Here is a 20,116-nt window from a genome sequence, read left to right as displayed (position 1 = left end):
CCCTTTACTTCCCAGAATCGGCCGGATTCTTCTTGTCATAGTCTGTCATACGCAGAGGAGGGATGTCAAGAAGAAATGTAGGGCAGCCTATGACAAGAGAATGCGCGCCGGGTCGGCGTGGGGAGGAGGCCCGCGAAAAACGGCGCCTCCGTGCAAATTCGGGCGGTTTTGCACTCCCCGAAGCAAGAAGACCGACGCCCTGGAAGAGCCGGCGCGGCAAAGCCCCAGGTCGCTGAAGGAACCGAGGGCGGGCTGGCCAGCCGAAGGGCGACAGCCGGGTGCAAGACCGCCCGAATTTGCGTCGAGGGCGCGATTTCCCGAGTTTTGGCGGCGCCCCTCCCCCGCCAGGGCACCAGAACAAAGAGGCGCCGCCCCGGCGCTGGGTAGGCGCGGGGCGGCGCGGCGGCCGGGCGGTTGAAGATGGGCCCGGCCGGTCGGGGGCGCCGCAAAGGGTGGGCGGCGGAGACCCCGACTGCCTGGTTGCCCGCGGCCGCCGTGCGGGCGGCGCGGGTTTCACGCGCCAGCTGCGAGGCGCGAGCGGCCCGCGGCCGCGGGACGCGACGCGAGCGGCCCGCGGCCGCCGTGCGGGCGGCGCGGGCTCCGCGGCCTGCGCGCGGCAGGCGCGGGGGAAGCCCGCGGGCCCGGCGGGAGGGGTGCCGGGCCGCGGGCGGGAGTAGGCTAGTCCTGCTTGGGGCGCAGCGGCAGGTACCTCAGGCCGGCCAGCAGGATGAGGGCGCCGAGCGCGATGACGCCCAGGGTGACGCCCCACTCGATCATCGTCGGCCAGTACACCAGCCCCTGGTAGGCGCCGGAGATGCCGGACTCCCAGCCGGTGACGGTCAGGGGCGTCACGGGGCCGGCCATCTCCAGGTTCGTGATCTGGAAGCCGCCGATCAGCAGCTGGACGCGCTTGCAGAAGATGGCGGCGATGGCCAGCGCCGACGCGCCGACGATGAGGCCGGGGCGGCGCAGCGACGGGGTGAAGCACACCACGGCGCACGCCACGCAGCCGATGACCTCCACCCAGAAGAACGGGGCGAGCGGGCCGGACACGAGCATGTCCACCACGGCCATGCCGCCGGCGGCGGGGAACGCCTCGGTGAGCAGGTCGCAGCCGAAGAAGTACAGGTCGACGCAGACGAAGGCGCCCAGCAGCTTGGCAAGCTTCGTCACGTTCGCCTGGTCGAGCGCCAGGTAGCCGGCCTTGCGCAGCGCCACCACCACGATGGCGACGAGCGCGGTGCCGCACACGAGCGCCGAGGACACGAACCACGGGGCCAGGAGCGCCGTGTGCCACATCTCGCGGCCCTGCTGAAGCCCGAAGATCCACGCGGTCACACTGTGCACCAGCACGGCGCACACGAGCGCCACCACCGAGATCACGCGCAGGGCGGTCGACGACACGCGGCCGCGCTCGTTCTGCAGCGTGGCCCACAGGTACACGCAGGACAGGATGAGGTAGGTGCCCAGCACGATGATGTCCCACATCAGCGGCGACCCCAGGTTCGAGTAGGCGAAGAGCTCCCACAGGCGCAGGGGCTGGCCCAGGTCGACCACCACGAAGGCGATGGCGCACACGGTGGCGGCGATGGACGTCCACACGGCCACCTTCGAGATGCCGCCGAAGCCCGCGATGCCGAACGCCTTGGGCACCGAGCTGATGATGAGGCCGCCGGCCGACAGGCCCACGAAGAACATGAAGTTGGTGATGTAGAGGCCCCAGGAATCGAGGTTGCGCATGCCGGTCTGCACCATGCCGCCGGAGAGCTGGATCACCCACAGCACGATGCCGAGCACGGCCAGCGCGGCGGACACGCCGATGGCGACGGTGAGGCCCCTGCCGCCCCAGGCCGCCGCCCGGGCACCGGCCGCCTCGCGGGCGCGCTCGGGCGCCGCGGCCGGGTTGAAGTCGTCGTCGATGACGCCGACGCCGTTGTTGATATCAGACATAGTCGTCTCCTTCGGAGAAGGCGCGCCGCCTGATAGCGGCGCGCGCGAGAAAGTTACACCAGGTAGTACACGGACGGCTTGGTGCCCTCGTCAGGCAAAAGCTGCTTGTAGTTGCGAGTCGCAATCAGCTTCGCGACGTCGCTCTCGGGGTCGTCCAGATCGCCCCAGAAGCGGGCGCGGCCGGGACACAGCTCCATGCAGGCCGGGCGCTCCCCCTCCGCCATGCGATGCCAGCAGAACGTGCACTTCTCCACGACGTGCTTCTGATGCTCCGGCACCTGCTTGTCACCGAGCGCGAAGTCGAACGAATAGGAGGGCTCCTCCCAGTTGAAGGAGCGCACGCCCGTGTAGGGGCAGGCCGCCATGCACATGCGGCAGCCGATGCACTTGTCGTAGTCCTGGCGGACGATCCCCGTCTCGGGATCCTTGTACGTAGCGCCCACGGGGCACACCTTCACGCAGGCCGGGTTCTCGCAGTGTTGGCAGGAAACAGGCAGGTAGCCCATCTTCAGCGTGGCGGGATACTCGCCCGAAGCCGTGTCGACCTCATCGCCACCTTCGGTGAGCACGCGATTCCAGATGACGCCGCGCGGCAGGTTGTTCGCCGTCTTGCAAGCCACGGTGCAGGTCTGGCATCCGAAGCAGCGCTTAGTGTCTATGGCCATTCCGTAATGAGTCATCGTATGCCCCCTACATCTTCTCGATAGCTACGAGCGAGTCAAAGAACGCCCCGTTCTCCACCATGGGGTGGCAGTCCCTGGGATGGAGGTTCTGGCCATGCCCGTCAATGTACTGGTGCTTCTCCCAGCCCTTGGGAATGAGGAGCGTCGTCGGGCGCACGCCCGGGTTGACAACCGCCTTGATGACCACATAGCCGCGATCGTTGCGGAGCTTGACGATGTCCCCCGTCTGAACGCCGAGCTTCTCGGCGTCCTGCGGGTTGATGCGGACGATGGGCTCGGGATAGAGCTCCTCGTTGAAGAGTTGCACGTCCCACCACTGGCTATGGGTGCGCCAACGGGGATGTTCCCACAGCAGAACATAGGGGTACTTCTCGGCCAGGGGGCTGTCCGTCCAACCCTCGAAGGGTGCCTCCCAGTAGGGCAGCTGCTCCTTCTCAAGCTCGATCTTCTGGCCCCAGTCACGCGCGGGCTTGGGAGCCTCATTGAAGAACTGGGCCCGCTTGGTAGGCGTGGAGAACACGCCACCCTCCGAGAAGATGAAGCCCTCGGGAACGAAGCGCAGCGCCTTCTCCTCGCGCAGCCGCTCGTAGGTCAGGCCCATCTTCCGCGCCCCTTCGCTGTCAAGCCACAGGGTGAGGTAGTCGGCCACATCAGCCGGGAGCACATCGCCACGCCCCATGCCGTCAAGGATAAGGCGGCAGATCTCGTAGTCGCTCTTGGTCTCATAGAGGGGCTCGATGGCCTTCTCCTGGAGCAGGACGTAGGGATGCGTCGAATAGCAGACGAAGGCGTCTTCCTGCTCGAACCAATGGGCGGCAGGCAAGACGATGTCGGCATGCGTGATGGTCTCGTTCATGTTCATGTCGGCGGCGACGATGAACTCGATTTCGTCAAGGGCCTTGAGGATGGTCTCGCGCTCGGACGTGTTTCCCGCGATGTTCGCATGGCCGATGTAGACGGATTTGAGGTTCACCTCCGTCGGCCCGTAATGGCCTTCGGTCATGATCTCCGGGAGATGCAGGATGCCGACGGTGCCGGAAGACTTCTTGCCGCCCTGGAGCTTTGCCAGCCCGGCCGAGTTGATGACGTTCGTCGCCAAAGACTCCGGCATGCCGCAGAACGCACCCGGCTTGCCGAGGTTGCCGGTCAGGGCGGCCAAGCACGAGGTGGCGCGGTAGGCATAGTGGCCCTTCACCCAGTGATCGCAGCCGAAGTACATGTAGATGGTCGAGGGGGTGTTGCAGGCGTAGTGCTCGGCCAGGGTCTCTATCGTCTCCACCGGGAGCTCGCAGATCTCCGAGGCGCGTTCGGGCGTGTAGTCGGCGATGGCGTCGACCAGCAGCGCATAGACCGGGGTGGCGGTGAAGCCGTCGCCCGCGTAGGAGCCCTCGTGGGCCACGTCCGCCACCTGACCCGGCAGGCCGACCGATCCGTCAGCGCCCATGACCACCGGGCCATCCGCCTCACCTTCGGCAAGGGGACGCACGTCGCTCAGTTTCAGGTACTTATGGGTGTCGTCGCGCACCAGGAACACGATGTCGGAGTGGTTGCCGACGAAGTCCCAGTCCACCCAGTCCCTGTCGATGACGATGTTCATCAGGGCCATGGCCAAGGCGGCGTCGGTGCCGGGACGGATGGGGATGTGCCAGTCGGCCTTGGCGGCGGTTGCCGTGTAGGTGGGATCGATGCAGATGAACTCCGACCCGTTCTCCTGGGCGTCGAGCAGCCAGTGCATGGACTGCACCTGCGAGTGAGCCGGGTTGGAGGCCCAGACGATGATGGTGCGGGCGTTCAGCAGATCGGCCGGCTCGTTACCCGTGACGTAGGGCCCGATGCCGAGGACGGGCTGCTGGCCCGTGCCACGCGCCATGTCGACGCACGCGTCGACCTTGAGCGCCCCGAGCGCCGCGAAGAAGGTCTGGGGGCCGCCGCCGACCGACTGGCCACTCGCGGCGGCGTAGTTGCCGGAGCCGACATAGTAGCTGATGGCGCCATCGCCATATTGCGCCTGGTAGCCCTTCCACTTATCGCAGATGGTGGAGATGGCCTCCTCCCAGCTGATGCGCTCGAACTCGCCGGAGCCGCGCTCGCCGGTGCGTCGCATCGGGTACTTGATGCGGTCGGGATGGTAGATGCGGTACATGTGGGTAAGACCCTTGGCGCAGATGCGGTTGTAGCGCGTGTCGGGCAGGTCACGTGCCGAGGTGCGAACGACCTTGCCGTCGCGAACCTTCACGTCCAGAAAGCAGCCGCCGGCGCAGTTGCCGCGGCAGACGCCGCAGAACACCTGCTCGCCATCGGACACATGGGGTGCATCGGCGTGGGCGGACAGGGTGGTGGTCGCGGCGCCGGCGAGGGCCGCCGCGCCGGCGAGGGCGCCGGTGGCCTTGAGGAAGCCGCGCCTCGTGAGCCCGCCGTGCGGGCTGGTGGTTCCTGACATCTCTCCTCCTCGAGATAGCTGGAATACCCCATGCGTCGACAGTCGGCTCATAGGTGCCCATTGAGCCCCATCAACAGAGCGGGATATCCCCGGAGCGCCCCTCTTCGCTGTCAAGCCGCACGCCTCGTGCGCTGACCTCTTCCCATGAGCGCTCTTCTCCGACATCGTAGAACCGGCCGGGTTCTTCTTGCCCTAGTCTGTCATAGAACCCCCCCCCCCGTCAACGATTTTTGTATGACAATCTATGACAGAGGGTGGGCATGTCGGCCGTTGAGCGAGGAGCAATGGGAAGAATTGCCTGTTCAGGAGGTTAGTTAGAGAACAAATGTTTCACGTGAAACATTCTGGCGCTTGCGATGTGGCGCTTGACGATGTATACTAATGTAATACCGTATTACATATCCTGAGGCAAAGGAGATCGCCGTGGATGCCATCGTCACCGCGCGAGTTCCCGCGGAGGTCAAGGAGCAGGGCTCGGCCGTGCTGCGTGAGATAGGGGCCACCCCCACCCAGCTGGTGAACGCGGCGTACCGGTACCTGCTGAGCGAGCGAAAGCTGCCGCAGGGGCCGAAGGCGGCCGCCGCGGGGAGGAGGACCCCCACCGCCGATCAGATGCGGCGGATCGACGCGTCGCTGTCCGTCATGCGCCTGGAGCCGGCCGATCCTAACGGACGGCGCCCCTTCGGGCAGATGCTGAGCGAGGCGAGGGATGAGCGCTATGCTGAGCATCTTGCTTGACACCAACATCCTCATCGACTTCTACCAGCGGCGCGAGCCGCATGTCGACTACGCGCGGCAGCTCATGCTGGCAAGCTCGTTCGGAGATGCGGAGCTCTGGGTGTCGGCCAAGTCGTTCACTGACGTCTTCTACGTCCTGTCTAAGAGGCATCCCAGCTCGGAGGTGCAGGCCGCGTTCCTCGAGAGCCTCGGCTGGCTCAAGATCTGCTCCATCGACGGCTCGGACGTCAAGCTGGCATCCGAGCGCGCCTGGGACGACTTCGAGGACTGTCTGGTGGCCATCGCGGCGGAGAAGGCGGGCGCCGACTTCCTGATCACCCGCGACGCGGCGGACTTCGCCGACAGCCGCGTGCCGGCGCTCTCCCCGCAGGCCTTCTTCGATCACCTCGCCGCCGAGCACGGCATCGTCTACGAGACCGTCGACTGGGACGAAGGCGGAAGAGGCGATGGGCGAGAGCCAAGATAGGCCTTGAAGCCGAGGGGGCGTGGGCCGCAGCACGTGCGCCAAGGTGTGCGCGCAAGCACGCCTTGGCGCGAAGGTGGGGCAGCGGGCTTCCCTTCCCTACTTGCCGGGAGCGGCTTGGGCGGCGCGGGAGACGTCGGCGTCGGGGACGAAGCCCTCGCTGAAGGCGCTGGGGATGACGACGGTGCCGCCGGACTGCTTAACCGACTCGTAAGCCAGGTGCATGGTGCGCAGGCGCAGGGCCTCGGCGTCGCCGTCGTACACCTCGGAGGCGTCGCGCAGCATCTCGGAGATGTCGCGCTCGGCCTCGGCCATGATCATGCGGGCGTTGCGTTCGCGAGTGGCCACGGCCTCGGCGGCCATGGACGACTGCAGCTCCTTGGGCACCACGATGTCGCGCACCTCCACGTCCATGACGGCGATGCCCCAGTCGGCCAGCTTCTCCTCCAGCACGTCCTTGAGCTCGGCGTCCAGCTGGTCACGGCGCGTGGCCACCTCGCTCAGGGTCGCGCGGCCGATGGCCTTGCGCAGCATGGCCTGGGACATCCACGACACGGCGCTCGCGTAGTCCTCCACCTCGATGGCGGCCTTCTTCGCGGAGAACACCATCCAGAACACCACGGCGTCCACGTTCACCGGCACCAGGTCGCTCGTGAGCGTCTCCTCGGCGCCGAAGTAGGTGGCGATGACGCGCTGGTCCACGCGCAGGGTGTAGAACTCGATGAGGGGCCAGGTGAACACGAGGCCCGGGCCGGCCACACGGTTGAACTTGCCGAAGCGCATGACCACGGCCTTCTCCCACTCCATCACGACGTGCACCGACGAGGCCGCCAGCACGCCCACGATGACGGCCGTCACGATAGCCGCCACGCCCATGCCGCCAACCGCCTCGGCCACGGCGCACACGAGGGCCGCGGCCAGGAGGAATACGACGACGGTGAAGGCGGCGGCGGCGTTGCGCGAGGTGCGCCTACGCCCCGTCTCCAGCTGCACGTTGCTCTGAATCGTCCGCTGCGCGGGGGAAGACGACGACTCGTCCGCGGCCGCTCTGGTCCTTCGCCTCATCAGCTGCTCCTTGGTCTCGGCCGCGCTTGGCCTTGGCCTCCACCAGGCTAGCCGTGAACTGCGCGTCTATGTCTTCCAGCGACATGCCCAGCTCCTGGCAGCGCTGCAGGTACTCCGCCGTGACGATCTCGGCCGTGACGGCGATGGAGACGCCCGGCTTGTCGCTCACGTCGCACACGAAGGCGCCCTGACGGCGCTTCGACTGGATGTAGCCGTCCTCTTCGAGGCTCTGGTACACCTTGCTGACGGTGTTGTAGTTGATCTCTACCTCGGCTGCCAGCCCGCGCACCGTGGGCAGCTGGTCGCCCGGCAGGTAGTAGCCTGACGTGATGAGGTAGATGAAACGGTTCTTGAGCTGCAGCCAGATGGGCAGGCTGCTCTTCTCGTCCAGCTCGAAGAGATCCCCGGCGGGGATGGTCTTTCCCAACTTGATCATGGCGCGATCAACCCTTCTCTCTCGTCGTGCGCCGCAAGCGGCGGCGCGGATGCCCCGAGGGGCGAGGCGGCGCGCGGGGCGGCGGCGCGGGCCGAGCCGTGCGACGCGGCGGACGCGACGACGGCCGGGCCGGCAGGCGCAGGCGCAAGGCCGGGCGCGCGGGACGCGGCATCGTCCGTCAGCGCCAGCTCCGTCGCGGCGGCCGGATCCTGCAGGGCCAGCTCGCGCGGAACGGCGGCGTCGGTGACGGCCCAGCGCAGGCACACGCCGCCGACCAGCACCAGCACCGCCGCCACAGCCGGCAGCGTGGCCGGCGCCAGCACGATGCCGCGCGGCGCCGAGCGCCCGCGCCCCAGCAGGCACGTCGCCTCAACAGCCAGGGGCAGCCCCAGCCCGCACAGCCCGAAGCCGAGCCACCAGGCCGCAGCCTGCGGACCTGTCAGCAGCGCATCGGCCGCCAGGGCCGCGCCAGGGTGCGCGCTCGCGGCCGCGAGGCCCGCGAACAGCGCCGCCACCACGGCCTCGGCTGCGATGAGCACGCCGTCCACCCGCATGAGCGCGCGCGTCAGCCGACGCAGGGCCGCGTCGTCGCCGACCCACGGGCAGCAGGCCAGCGTCAGCGCGACGCCGCACGACGCCGACGACAGCGCGAACAGCACCGGCAGCCAGACCGACCGCCACAGCCCCGCGCCCTGCAGCGACTGCAGCAGGAGCCCCGTGTAGACCATGACCACCAGGCCCAGCGCCACGGCCAGCACCTCCAGCGCGGTGACCGCTGGCCGGCCGAGAGCCGGCAGGTACAGCAGCCGCACCGCCGCCAAGGGCGCCGCCACCGCGACGAGCGCCGCCAGGGCGAAGGCCCCGACGCTCATCGCCGTCGGCTGCGGCATCAGGAACAGCGCCAGCACGCGGTCGATCCGCCCCAGGTCGAAGGCGAGGCACGCCACGCCGGCCACGAGCACGCCAAGCCCCAGGGCAAACCCCAGCGCTACCGCGCGCCGCGCCGGATCCACCGCCGGGTCGGGCCCGTAAACCGCCGTCGCCCCGAAGGGCTCGCGCAGCCACAGCAGGTCGACCAGCGAGCACGCCGCCACGCACCCGGCGCCCGCGCCGCCCAGAAACAGGTAGAGCACCGCCAGCTCGCCGAGCATTCCTCCCCCTTCGGCCCCCGTCGCTTCCTCCCCCGCAGTATGCCATAAAGCGCGGGGTAAGTATATGACAGCGTGTCATAGGGTCAGGGCAAAGTGCTGGCGGGCGAAAGCGAGGCACAGGGGCCATGGAAACATCGAGGCGGGGATGGCGTGCCCCCCCCCGACAGTCTGCGCAGAACGCGGGCGCAAAATGGCCAAAATCGACGGCTTGACGACGCCCGCGAGGCCCCCTGGGCCAGAAAGCCGCCTACCGTTCGGCAAAACCGCAGGTCGCGTTGGGCAGCTAGGACGAAACTGAGCCACAGCGGATACGCGGAGCCCCCTTTCTGTCGTCAGGCCGTCGATTTTGGCCATTTTGGGACGCGAGAAGCGTCGGCCCGGGCGGGATGGCAAAGCGGAGAGGCAGGGCGACAACCGGACGCGGGGAGGGACGCGCAGCCCGGGAAACCGGCGGCGGCCGGATGCGGGGCCGCGCAGCCCGCACCGCGGGAGGCGGAGGGCGGCGATCCGCATGGCAGGAAGAAGAGCAGCAGGTCATCGCCGCCACACGCCGACGCCAGGGAAACGCGCGGGGCCAGCCAGAACACCTCCGGGTGGTCGCGATCGAAGGCGGCGATCACGGCGTAGAGCGCGGCTATGGCCTCGTCCGAGGCCGCGGCCCGTTCGTCATCGCCCAGCTTTCCGGCACCGGGAAGGGTGCCCGCGTGCAGCGCGGCGTAGCCCCCGACGGACCCCGCCGGGCCGGCGGCCGGGTTCGCCTCGGGAAGGGACGCCCCGTCGAACCAGCGATCCTCGATGAGATAGTCGTCCACGCCGTCGCCGTCGCTTGCCTCTGCCAGCAGGTCGTAGAAGTCGCGCGCGTAGGCCGGCACGTCGATGCGATCGATGAAGACCGCGTGCCGCCCGGGCGCGAGCGCGGTCTCGCCCTGCGCGGTGAGCGCGAAGAGCGCCGAGCGCACCTCGGCTGACGTGCGGATGTCGGCGGTGCGGATGTCGTCCAGCCGCAGGGCCGGCCCATCAGCCTCGGGGGCATCCCCGCCGCCGCGATCGGCCTCGGCGACCGTCTCGGGCACAGGCCCTCCCACACACTCGTCGCCAGTCGGCGCAGCCAGGGCGACAGCCAGCGCCAGCGACCCTGCGAGCAGCGCAACGCACAGCAAGCTGAGCACGCGCCTCATCAGCAGCCTCATGGAGCCTCTCCTCGCTCTCGCCTCGAACCGAGCATGACCGCCGCCTGTCTCAGGCAGCACGTGAACCCCCGTCACGCACCGAGCCCGCATTAGTCATACCGTGCCACTGCACCACGAAGCAGCCTCCCCCTGCGCAGGCGGCCCCTACCTTGAAAGCCCGCGCGCGAGCGCGCCCCGAGAAGCGCGGCACCGACACGCGCCTCGCTGCCCAGCACGGCGAAAGCACGACCTCCGCCGGAAGCCGGCCCGACGCTGCGGGGAGAAGGCCTCGCGACGATGGGGCCGCCGGAAAGCCCAGCGGGCGCGGGCGCCGCACGGCGGGGCGGCCGCCGCCGGGGCCTCGTAGAACCCCGCGCCCCAGACGGCGCGCGCCCGCGAGCCGCCACGCGCCGATTTCCGCCAAAAATCGAGGTCGTGCGTCGCCTCACACCCCGCTTTCCCCGCGCCAGACCCACACAGCCGCCGTTTCTCCTGCAAAAAGCCCCGGCTAACTCCCCTCCGCGACAAAACGCCCCCGAAAAACGGCGCATAACCTCGATTTTTGGCAGGAGCCGCCCCCGCTGCGAACGCGCGCGGACGCCTAGCGCCTCCAGCGCCGCTCGGCCGGCGGGTAGGCCAGCCACGCCATCCCGTAGCCGACGAGCAGGCAGACGATGGAGCCGACGAGCGACGCGCCGAAGCCGAGCGTGTCGTTGAGCACGCCCCACACCACGGTGGAGGCGCCCATGCCCACGTCGATGGCCAGCTGATACAGCGCGTTGGCGGCGCCCCACCGCTCGGGCGGCGAGCACTTCACCGCGATGGTCTGGTTGAGCGGCTGACACACGCCCAGGCACAGCCCGTAGGGCAGCCCCGCCAGGTAGAACACGGCACTGCGCGCGCCGCCCTCCAGGGCACCGGCGGCCAGCAGCATGAGGAACCCGACGATGCCGCAGACCACGGCCGCGCTGAGCACCTTGATGGCCGGCACGCGGTCCATGAACGCGCCTGACTTGAGGCGCACGGTCACCATCGACACGGCCGACACGGTGTAGAACAGCCCCGCGTTGCCCACGCCGAGCACCGTTCCATAGAGCCCGACGAAAAAGATGACGAAACCCACCGAGGGGATGATGCAGAGCGCCGGCAGCGCGCCGTGCAGGGCCTTGGGCTCGATGACGCGCGACACGAGCGACTCGCGCGGAGCCGCGTCCCCCTCGGCGCGCTCGAGCGCGCGCTCGCCCTGGCCAACGTCCAGCTGCGCGCGCTCCCAGCGCACGCGGTAGGCACTCGTGGCAGGCAGGACGGCGGGGTTCTTCTCGTAGCGGCACAGCAGCGAGAACACGAGCGCGAGCGCGCCGGCCGCCGTGACGCCGACGAACAGGTTCTCATGCGGCTCGGTGGACACGAGGAACAGCGAGAGCGCCGGCCCGACGGACATGGCGAGCGCCTGCCCCAGGCCGAAATAGCCGATGCCCTCGCCCAAGCGCTCGCGCGGCAGCACGTCGGCGGCAGCCGTGGCCGAGGCGGTGGTGGCAGCCGAGAAGCCGACGCCCTGGAGAAACCGCCACAGAACCATGAGCTCGGAGTCGCCGGTGAACAGAGGGCCAATGGTGCCCGCCATCATGACGACGCTGCCCGCCACCATCGCCACGCGGCGCCCGCGATCGTCCACGATGGGGCCGCAGATGAAGCGCGCCGCCGCGGCGGCCACCGAGAACACCGTGGCCAGAAGCCCCGCGTAGGTGGCCGTGCCGCCCAGGGTCGTGATGTAGACGGAGGTGCCGGCGTTGAGCCCTTGGCTCACGAGGAACGTGAACAGCGTGACGCCGATGACGAAGAGGAACACGGGCGTCCACAGCCGGTCGTCGCGCACGGGGCGCCCGCCGCGCGGGGCCGCGTCGGCTCCGGAGCGCGACGCGCAGGCGTCCGCGGGGCGCGTGGCGGCGTCGGGCCGTGACGCGCGAGCGTCCGCGGCCTCGCCGGCTCGCGTCTCCCCCGTCATCGCCTTCCCGTTGCCCATGCCCGTCCTCTCCACGCAAAAGGGACGCCCGGGAAACCCGGACATCCCTCCCAGTGTACGCCTTGCGCGCCCAGAGCCAAGGCTTAATTCCGCCGCCGTCCTACGCCCCCGGCAACCGCAGGGAAAGCGAGGCGGGCCGCCGCGCGGCTTCGGCGCCGCAGGCCGCCCCCTCCGAAGGCAACGCAAGCGGGAGCCACCGCAGGCGAGAGCAGCAAGCACGGCGCAGGCCAACGTGGAGGAGCGCGGGACACGCAACGCGGGCCGTCGCAGGCGAAAGCCGGCGCGGAGAGACGGGATAGCACGGGCCATCGCGGGCGGCGGCGAGGGCCACGGACGCGAAATCGTGTCTTTTCTGGCAAGAGATTGCGGGTTTGCGACATTTCCCGGCGGCGCATTCGCACGAAAGCTGCGGCCCGGCGTGCGAAATGCCTGGTCGGCACCAATCGGCTATAGGCACAAGGCGGCAAGGCGCCTGAGGAATGTCGCAAACCCGCAATCTCTTGCCAGAATTCGGGCGTTTTCCTGCCCGACCGTGCTCGCACGCAGAGAACCGGGAGGACGGGGGGCCGGAAGGGCGGAGATGACGGGTAGAGGGGGTCGAAGGGACGGGGACGACGGGCGAGAGGTCGAAGGGAACCTTCGTGCGCCAGAAGATGGTCGAGCGCGGGCACCGTCTGCGCGCGAGCGACGGAGTACGCAGCCTTCCGCGGAGGGGGGGGCGACGGGCGGGCGACCTTCCGCGGAGGGGGCCTCCACGAGGCGCCCGGCCGCGCATGAGGGACGACCGCCTTCCCCCACCGCCCGGCCGCGCACAGGGAGGCCGCCGCCCCCGGCGCCCTCGCGCAGACGGCGTTCCCGCGCCCCCGCCGCAGGTGGAAGCCGCGCGGTCGCGCCCTAGTACGGCTCGTCGAGGTCGGCGTGGGCTTGGGCGTCGGCGTCAAGCCCCATGAAGCGCCCGGCGCGGTAGCGGTCGAGCGCCACCAGCGCGATCATCCCCGCGTTGTCGCCGCAGGAGTGCAGCGGCGGCATCACCAGGCGCACGCCCATCTGGGCGCAGAGGTCCTCGTAGGCCGCGCGCAGCACCGGGTTGGCCGCCACGCCGCCACCCAGGCAGAATGTGGGCGCGCCCGTCTCCTCCAGGGCGCGGCGCGCCTTGGCCACCTGCACGTCCACCACCGCCTGCTGGAAGCTGGCCGCGATGTCGGGCACGTTGAGGGCGCGCCCGGCGGCCCGTTCCTGGTTGACGTAGGTCACCACGGCCGTCTTGAGGCCCGAGAGCGAGAAGCGCAGATCGCCCGAGTGCAGCATGGCCCGGGGAAACGGGATGGCGTCCGGGTTGCCCTGGGCGGCGAAGCGGCTGATGACCGGCCCGCCGGGGTAGCCCAGCCCGAGTGCCTTGGCCACCTTGTCGAAGGCCTCGCCCACCGCGTCGTCGATGGTGGCGCCGAGCGTGCGGTAGTCGCCCCAGCCGCGCATGGAGACGAGCAGCGTGTTGCCGCCCGACACGAGCGAGACGACGGCCGGCGGCGCGAAGGCGTCGTCGCCGATCTTGTTGGCGTAGAGGTGGCCCTCCAGGTGGTTCACGCCGATGAGCGGCACGTCAAGCGCCCACGCGGCGCCCTTGGCGAAGGCGACGCCCACCACGAGCGCGCCCACGAGGCCTGGCGCGTAGGTGACGGCCACGGCGTCCAGGTCTGCCCAGGCCACAGGGCGGCCGGCGGCGGCCGAGGCCACGTCCAGGCACTCGTCGCACACGCCGCAGATGGCCTCGATGTGCTTGCGGCTGGCAATCTCGGGCACCACGCCGCCGAAGCGCGCGTGGAAGTCGACCTGCGAGGCCACCACGTCGGCCAGCAGGCGCCCGTCGCCATCGGCCACGGCGGCGGCCGTCTCGTCGCAGGAGGACTCGATGGCCAGGATGAGCGGGCGCGGGGGCTCGGACGCGGGGGCCGACGCAGATGCAGGGGCGCCGCCGGGGCGGGGGCCCTCGGCGTCGCGCGCGTCCCCCGCGCCAGGCGCCGACCCGCCCTCGCCGACGCCCGCCGAGGTGGCATCCTCCGCATGCGCCGCCTCCGCCGGCTCGGCGTGGTTCACCACGGCCATGCCGGCCACGGTGGCCGCATCCGCACCGCCGAGCGCGCCAGCATCCGCCGGCAGCACCTCGGCGCGCATGATCACCGCGTCCTCGCCGTCCGAGTAGTAGCGCGAGCGCGTGCCCAGGCTCGCGAAGCCGAGCGCCTCGTAGAGCGCGCGGGCGCCCTCGTTCCCCGCGCGCACCTCAAGAGAGGCCGTGCGCGCGCCCAGGCTGCGGGCGTCGGCCGCCACGCGCGCCACGAGGGCGCGCGCCAGGCCGCGGCGTCGGAAGGCCTCGTCGACGCCCACCTTGAGCACCTGCACGTCGCCGTCCACCACCCAGCCGCCGGCGTAGCCGACAAGCGGCGCGTCGGCCGGCAGCGGCATGGCGGGGTCAGCCGCGTAGGCGGCCCACCACACACGGTCGGCGCGGCCCAGCTCGTCGGCCACAAGCGCTTCCGACCAAGCGTCGCTGCCCATGACGCGCGCCTCGAGCGCGGCCACCGCGCCGGCGTGGGCGCGGTCAAGCGGCTTGAGGGCGACGCCGCGCGCATCAGCCCGGGCATTGGCCACGGCCGTGTCATTCATGGTGACATGCCGGCTGCCGCGAGCGCCGGCAAGCGTCGGATCGTCCTTCGCCAGGCGGGCGCGCTCGGCCTCCTCCGCGTCCGAGAGGCGCGTGTACACCGGCAGAACGAGGGCCGGCTGATGGCGCGTCGCGTCCAGGGGGTCGCACTCCCCCGCCCGCCAGGCGTCCTCGAGCGCGCGCAGGAGCCCCGCGCCCGTGGGCGTCCACGTGCCCTCGGGCAAAAGCGTGCCGGCCGGCTCGAACAGCGCGGCGTACTTGCGCAGGGCGTCGCCGGCCACGAGCAAGCCTCCCTCGACCACGGCCTCCGCAGCCGCCTCCTCCGCCTTGAGCACGCGGTCGGCGCCCTGCCGCACCGGGCCGTCCGCGGTTAGCGCATAGCGCACCGGATAGACCTCCTTGCGCATGGCGTCGGCCGCCACGAGCGCCTCGCCGCGCGCGCCCGCAGCCCAGGCGCCCCAGGCCACGGCGTCGAGCGTGGACACGCCCACCAGCCCGATGCCGAGCGCGCTCGCGATGCCCTTGGCCGCCGCCAGGGCGATGCGCACCCCGGTGAACGACCCCGGGCCGCGCCCCACGCACACGCACGCCAGCTGCCCGCGCACAGCGCCGGCCTCGGCCAGCAGCGCATCCACGCGGGGGATGAGCTGGGTGTTGGACGCGCGGCGCGCCTCGACCTCAGCCGTGGCCACGGGGGCGACGGAGCGCGCCGCCGCGTCAAGTCGTCCCAGCCCGATGGCGATGACCTCGTTGGCCGTGTCGAAGGCGAGCACCAGCGGCGACGCGATGGGTTCCATGGAGCGTTTTCCCTTCCTGATCTGCGTTGAGAGCTGCCTGCATTCTACCTCATGGGCACCTGCGGCACGGGAGGCGCGGCGAAGGCGGGCGCCGCGCGGGCGTCAGAGCTGGGTCTTGCCCAGCCGCGCCTTCGAGTCGTTGGCCCACACGCACAGAAGCTGGCGCGAACGCGAGCCGTAGGAGTGCGCGACGACGCGGCGCGTCCCGCGCTCATCGGCGGTGATGGTGATCTCCAGGTAGTCGTAGGGCAGCTCGTCGGGAAACTTCTCGGCCCACTCCACGAACGACGCGCCATCTCCGTCAATGACGCCGAAGTAGTCGATGTCATCGAGCTGGGAGGGCTCGTCCAGACGGTACAAGTCGAAGTGGTAGAGCGGGAGCGCGCCCTCGTGGTACTCGAGCAGGATGTTGAAGGTGGGGCTCGTCACCGCGGCGCGCACGCCGAGGGCCGCCGCCACCCCTTGCACGAACTGGGTCTTGCCGGCGCCCAGGTCGCCGTTGAGCACCACCACATCCCCCGCCCGCAGGTAGGGAGCCAGCGTGGAAGCGAGCTGCTTGGTCGCCTCGGGCGTGGTGGTGTTGCGCAGGTAGGTAAGTCCGTTAGCCATGGGGCCATGGTACGCCAACCGGCGCCCGGCGCCCGAAACCCCACCGACTCTCCGCTTTTCCGCGTCCGGCCAGCCGCCCTCCGCGGCGCTCCGCGAAAGCCGCCGGGTCGCTGACGCCAGCGGCGCCTCCCCCTGTGCGAGGCCCGCCTACCTCATCGACCTCGTGAGGTAGCTGTCCAGGTGCTTCCCGACAGATGACACGACGATCCGCCCGCTCTCCCGGTCGAAGCCGAAGTAGAGGCGCAGGCTGCGGCTGCTCGAGTCGTCGTTTCCCTTCGCGAGGTGGGTCTCCACCTTGATCTCGCGGCCCTGGTAGATATCCACGTACTGCTCCATGAGCCGGCCGTCCTTGCGCGTCATCATCCCCGCCCCGCGCTTCAGCGTGAACTCGGAGCGGGAGTTGAACGCCTTGGCCAGATCCCCCGCCTCCCCTTCGGCGTAGAGGGGATGCGCGATCTCGCACAAGTCGCGCAGCGCGTTCCAGACGAGGTCGACCTCGGTGATGCACGTGCCGAAGGACTTGCGCGCGCGGTCGGTGAAGTCGATGCGCTCGCCATAGTGCTCGCGAAACAGCAGGGCCACCGCGTCGTAGGACAGCGGGAAGCGGCCCAGGGCACCCACGCCCGGCTCGGCGCCGCCGGCCCGGGCCGCCTGGCCCTCAAGCGCCTCCGCCTTCGCGTTGGCTACGTAGAGGGCGGCCTTGAGCTCATCGCAACGCCGTTCGAGCTGCTCGTTTTCCTGGCTCAGGTCCTCCATGAGCTCCTCGGCCGTCATCCGGTCGCCCTCCGCCTTCTCCACCAGCGCGAAAGCGTCGGACAGCGACCGGTCGCGCACCTGCCGCTCGAAGACGAGACGCCCGCGCCGGCGCTTCACCGCGTCTGCCCGCATCATGTCCTCGTAGAAGTGCACGTCTTGGGCGAGGGCCCGGCGGAGTAGCAAGACGAAGTCGTCCTCGCCCATCGCCTCGATGTCCCGCGTCAGAAAGAAGCGGTGGCGGGCGCGGTCACGGCCGTCCGCCATCCGCGGCCGCGTGGCGTAGACGCGCACCGTCCCGCCGTCGCAGCGCAGGGCAAGGTCGGGGATGAGCGCGCCCATCTCCTGGACGAACGCGCGATCCTGCGAGAAGAACACGAAGGCTGACGGCCCAAGCGAAGCGGCGATGCGCTGCGGAGCCACCGCGAAACGCGCCTCGTCGCCGTCGAAGCGGGGGCTCACGTAGATCACAGGCGTCTCGCGCGCCTCGTCGGCGACAAGCTCCCAGAACGCCTTGAAGTCGCCGACGCGCAGCTCGCGGGGATCGAGGGAGACGGCTCGGCCCGACGAGGTGCACGCCAGGCGATCGTTTTCCAAGATGGCACGGATGAAGCCGGGCGTGGTGCAGGAGGGCCGCGGCTGGCAGGGGCCGAGGAAGCCCGGCCGGTCGCCGTAGGACAACGCGATGGCAGCGTGGCCCGCGCGCCTTTCCGTCCAGGCGAACGTCACCTCCGTCGTCCAGTGGCGCGGCGCCTTATCCGGCTCGGCGAAGACCTCCTCGATGGCGAGCGCCCAGTGACTCGGCCCCTCGCCTTCGAGGCAGAGCTCCGACCGGAACCTCACGCCGGCCTCCTCCGCCCGGTGGGTCTGCTTGAGGGCGCTCCAGAAGGACGCCTCCCGCGGCAGGGCCGGGTACTTGCGAGTCGCCCACAGTCGCAGGCTGCAGATGAGGCTCCAGAGCGCATCGCCCTCCTCGTCCACCGACCGGACGTCGAACGAAGTCTTGTAGAACATGGTCTTGTTCAGATCGTGCATAGCTCCCCCGCCTCCCGAGCAGTCCGTCGCCTAGTGCGCAGCCGCCTCGGCGGCAGCCACGACATGGGCCATCGTCGTGCTGGTGGTGACGCTACCGAGCCCGCCGGGAACGGGGGTGATGGCCCCGTCATCGCCGAGCACGGGCTCCACCGCGGCGAAGTCCACGTCCCCGCAGAGCGCGCCCTCCTCGTCGAAGTTGATGCCCACGTCGAGCACCACCTGTCCGGCGCGGAAGCACTCCGGCCCGAAGGAGCGGGCCCGCCCCGTCGCGCACACCACGATGTCCGCCGCGCGCACGTGCTCGGCCAGGGCCTCGGTGCGCGAGTGGCACAGCGTCACCGTGGCGTCACGCGCCAGCAGCATCATCGCCACCGGCCGCCCGATCACCAGGCTGCGCCCCACCACCACCGCATGTCGTCCCGCCACGGGGACGCCATGGAAGTCGAGCATCTCCAGGCAGGCCTGCGCCGTGGCCGGCGGGAAGCCCTCGCCCGTATCCGCGAACACGCCCGCGAGCGACGCCGACGAGATGCCGTCGACGTCCTTGGCGGCATCGAGCCGATCGCACACGGCGCGCTCGTCCATCTGCGACGGCAGCGGGCGGAACAGCAGGCAGCCGTGGATGGCCGCGTCGGCGTTCACCTCGTCGATGACGGCCTCGAGCTGTGCCTGCGTAGCGTCGGCCGGCAGCTCGAAGCGGCGCACTGACACTCCCAGCCCCTCAGCGCGGCGCACGGCCGTGCGCTCATAGGACACGTCATCGGGCCGCTCGCCCACCCGCACGATGGCCAGGCACGGCGTGACGCCGCGCTCACACAGCGCCTCCACGCGCCCCGCCAGATCCTCCCGCAGGGCCTCCACCACGTCCTTGCCCGCCAAGATGCGCGCCATGGCGCCTCCTTCCCTCTCGCTTCCTTCGAAAACCAGCGTCATCTTGCAAATTCGCACGGTTCTGCACTCCACCACGCGCCCATCCAAGACCCCAGAAAAGTTAGTCTGGGCTTTTCTCAGGCACTCTGTCCGACACGCACCGCCGTGCGCCCGCGTAACGCGAAAGCACCGGTGCAAAACCGCACGAAATTGCAGCCAGCCTCGCGCAACACCGGGATGCGGTCCCGCGCGACCCCGAGGCGCAGCCCCGCGCAACGCAGCCAAGCCGGGGGCGATGCCGCGCGCACCCGTGCCCAGCCGCGCAGGCGCCCTTCGCCGTCAGGCCCGCGTCTGGACTCCTCCGTCTCGTCCGCGCCTAGCCGCGCAAACGCCCCGCCACGTACGCGAACACGGCGTCGGCCTGGGCGCAGCCGGCGTCCAGCAGCATGTCGGCCTCGTCCGCATAGCGAGCCGCGCGCTCGGCGTCGGCCATCGACGCCACGTTGATCACCACGTTCAAGCTGGCCGCCTGGAGCGCCGCTTTGGCCAGCACGGCTGACGCGCCCGCGTCGGACACGGCCAGCGCGCTGCCGTTGCGCGCCATGAAGTCGCACGACTCCACCACCAGCAGACACTGGCGCATGATCTCCAGCGGCACCTCACACGCCTCCACGAGCGCCGCCTGGAGCGCCGCGTCCTTGGCGGCCCGCTCCTCGGGCGTCTCGCGCGGCAGGCCGTAGGCAGCGGCCAGCGGCGCAAAGGCCGCAGCGTCGGCGTCGATGAGCGCCACCAGTCGCGCGCGTGTCACGTCCAACTCGCGCAGCTCGGCCTGCATCTGACCCTCTACCGCGGCGTAGCGCTTCTTCCCCACGGTGAGGCTGCCCACCATCGAGGACAGCGCTGCCGCCAGCGCGCCCGCGTAGGCCGCCGCCCCTCCGCCGCCCGGCGTCGGCTCCTTGGAAGCCAGCGCATCCAGAAACCCCGTATCCACCATAGGACGTCTCCTTCCAGTCCTCCGCCTTCGTTGCCCTTCGGGCGCAAGGCGGCTATAATGCAGGTGCACTGGCAAAGCCCGTAGGTCGTCAACCTGCGTACGGGCGGCGCGGTGCTAGTGATTAAGCCCGGTTGCCGCCGGGCTTTTTATTGCTCTCCCGCTCCATCCGATTGCTTTTACTTCCATCGCTCGTACCGGTCGATCCCCATGAAAACCAGGACCACCCAGTTCGGCGGTGCCGTCAAGACGCGAATGAGAACTTCTTTCAGCATGAGGCGTCA

Annotated in this window: 15 protein-coding genes; 2 read left to right on the top strand and 13 right to left on the bottom strand. The window is 70.1% G+C overall.

Annotated elements, in window-relative coordinates; all coding sequences use genetic code 11:
* Positions 1-678: 678 nt before the first annotated feature.
* From nrfD (AC6I0Y_RS02015) to AC6I0Y_RS02005, 3 genes are read right to left on the bottom strand one after another with little or no spacing between them, the layout of a single operon-like run.
* A complete protein-coding gene (gene nrfD, locus AC6I0Y_RS02015) occupies positions 679-1,950 on the bottom strand; it encodes an NrfD/PsrC family molybdoenzyme membrane anchor subunit (protein ID WP_497732723.1) in 1,272 nt (423 codons plus the stop codon).
* Positions 1,951-2,003: 53 nt separating this feature from the next.
* Positions 2,004-2,630: a 4Fe-4S dicluster domain-containing protein gene (locus tag AC6I0Y_RS02010; RefSeq protein WP_497732721.1), complete on the bottom strand. Its 627-nt coding sequence runs from the start codon at positions 2,628-2,630 to the stop codon at positions 2,004-2,006.
* Positions 2,631-2,640: 10 nt separating this feature from the next.
* A complete protein-coding gene (locus tag AC6I0Y_RS02005; RefSeq protein WP_497732719.1) occupies positions 2,641-5,073 on the bottom strand; it encodes a molybdopterin-dependent oxidoreductase in 2,433 nt (810 codons plus the stop codon).
* Between the two features lie 423 nt (positions 5,074-5,496).
* Between AC6I0Y_RS02005 and AC6I0Y_RS02000 the strand changes: the two genes are divergently transcribed.
* A complete protein-coding gene (locus AC6I0Y_RS02000) occupies positions 5,497-5,811 on the top strand; it encodes a hypothetical protein (RefSeq protein ID WP_497732716.1) in 315 nt (104 codons plus the stop codon).
* Complete coding sequence (locus tag AC6I0Y_RS01995) at positions 5,792-6,277, top strand: type II toxin-antitoxin system VapC family toxin (protein WP_497732714.1); 486 nt, start codon at positions 5,792-5,794, stop codon at positions 6,275-6,277. The genes AC6I0Y_RS02000 and AC6I0Y_RS01995 overlap by 20 nt, the downstream gene beginning before the upstream one ends.
* Positions 6,278-6,373: 96 nt before the next feature.
* Here AC6I0Y_RS01995 and AC6I0Y_RS01990 read toward each other — a convergent pair whose 3' ends face one another.
* The 10 genes from AC6I0Y_RS01990 to AC6I0Y_RS01945 form a co-directional block, all read right to left on the bottom strand.
* Positions 6,374-7,339: a slipin family protein gene (locus AC6I0Y_RS01990; RefSeq protein ID WP_497732713.1), complete on the bottom strand. Its 966-nt coding sequence runs from the start codon at positions 7,337-7,339 to the stop codon at positions 6,374-6,376.
* Entirely contained in the window at positions 7,245-7,775 is a 531-nt protein-coding gene (locus AC6I0Y_RS01985) for a GntR family transcriptional regulator (protein ID WP_497732711.1), read from the bottom strand. The genes AC6I0Y_RS01990 and AC6I0Y_RS01985 overlap by 95 nt, the downstream gene beginning before the upstream one ends.
* A complete protein-coding gene (gene nrfD, locus AC6I0Y_RS01980; RefSeq protein ID WP_497732709.1) occupies positions 7,772-8,926 on the bottom strand; it encodes an NrfD/PsrC family molybdoenzyme membrane anchor subunit in 1,155 nt (384 codons plus the stop codon). The genes AC6I0Y_RS01985 and nrfD (AC6I0Y_RS01980) overlap by 4 nt, the downstream gene beginning before the upstream one ends.
* 332 nt (positions 8,927-9,258) lie before the next feature.
* Complete coding sequence (locus AC6I0Y_RS01975) at positions 9,259-10,116, bottom strand: hypothetical protein (RefSeq protein ID WP_497732706.1); 858 nt, start codon at positions 10,114-10,116, stop codon at positions 9,259-9,261.
* Positions 10,117-10,696: 580 nt separating this feature from the next.
* Entirely contained in the window at positions 10,697-12,118 is a 1,422-nt protein-coding gene (locus AC6I0Y_RS01970; protein WP_497732703.1) for an MFS transporter, read from the bottom strand.
* 894 nt (positions 12,119-13,012) lie between these two features.
* Positions 13,013-15,574, bottom strand: coding sequence for a tRNA (adenosine(37)-N6)-threonylcarbamoyltransferase complex transferase subunit TsaD (gene tsaD / locus AC6I0Y_RS01965; protein ID WP_497732700.1), 2,562 nt, complete (start codon positions 15,572-15,574; stop codon positions 13,013-13,015).
* A 102-nt stretch (positions 15,575-15,676) separates the two neighbouring features.
* Entirely contained in the window at positions 15,677-16,183 is a 507-nt protein-coding gene (gene tsaE, locus AC6I0Y_RS01960) for a tRNA (adenosine(37)-N6)-threonylcarbamoyltransferase complex ATPase subunit type 1 TsaE (RefSeq protein WP_201750979.1), read from the bottom strand.
* Positions 16,184-16,330: 147 nt separating this feature from the next.
* On the bottom strand, positions 16,331-17,971 hold the full coding sequence (locus AC6I0Y_RS01955) for a hypothetical protein (protein WP_497732698.1): 1,641 nt from the start codon (positions 17,969-17,971) through the stop codon (positions 16,331-16,333).
* Positions 17,972-18,001: 30 nt separating this feature from the next.
* The gene (locus AC6I0Y_RS01950; RefSeq protein ID WP_497732696.1) at positions 18,002-18,862 is read right to left on the bottom strand and encodes a bifunctional 5,10-methylenetetrahydrofolate dehydrogenase/5,10-methenyltetrahydrofolate cyclohydrolase; all 861 of its coding nucleotides are present in this window, start codon (positions 18,860-18,862) and stop codon (positions 18,002-18,004) included.
* A gap of 355 nt (positions 18,863-19,217) precedes the next feature.
* Positions 19,218-19,835 carry a cyclodeaminase/cyclohydrolase family protein gene (locus AC6I0Y_RS01945; protein ID WP_201750978.1) on the bottom strand — a complete coding sequence of 206 codons (618 nt, stop codon included), beginning with the start codon at positions 19,833-19,835 and terminating at the stop codon, positions 19,218-19,220.
* Positions 19,836-20,116: the final 281 nt, after the last annotated feature.

Source organism: Adlercreutzia sp. St.1H8 (genome assembly GCF_059728655.1).
Note: the sequence above shows the minus strand (reverse complement) of the source record. Positions and strands in the feature narration are given on the sequence as shown.